Origin of the sequence: Nocardioides abyssi, from assembly GCF_030412915.1 — a bacterium.
In the GTDB taxonomy this organism is placed as follows: domain Bacteria; phylum Actinomycetota; class Actinomycetes; order Propionibacteriales; family Nocardioidaceae; genus Nocardioides; species Nocardioides abyssi.
The window spans coordinates 1-282 of sequence record NZ_JAUHJR010000121.1; the positions used below are offsets into that span (position 1 = coordinate 1).

A 282-nucleotide genomic window follows, 5' to 3' on the forward strand; every position below is an offset into this window, starting at 1 on the left:
GTGCCGGTGGTCACCACCCGCCCGGCGTGCATCACCACCACGTGCGAGCAGGTCAGCTCGACCTCGGCCAGCAGGTGGCTGGAGACGACCACGGTGCGGCCGGCGGCGGCGTACCGGGCCAGCACGGGCCGCAGCCGGGCGATCTGCGGCGGGTCGAGCCCGTTGGTCGGCTCGTCGAGCATCAGCACCTCGGGCAGCCCCAGCATCGCCTGGGCGATCCCGAGCCGCTGGCGCATGCCGTGGCTGTAGGTGCGCACCGGACGCTCGACCGCGCCGCCCAGC

At 75.2% G+C, this 282-nt stretch carries 1 protein-coding gene; it reads right to left on the bottom strand.

Annotated elements, in window-relative coordinates; translation table 11 throughout:
- A partial coding sequence (locus tag QWY29_RS20170) for an AAA family ATPase (RefSeq protein WP_300963015.1) occupies positions 1 to 257 on the bottom strand: 257 nt, incomplete at its 3' end.
- Positions 258 to 282: the final 25 nt, after the last annotated feature.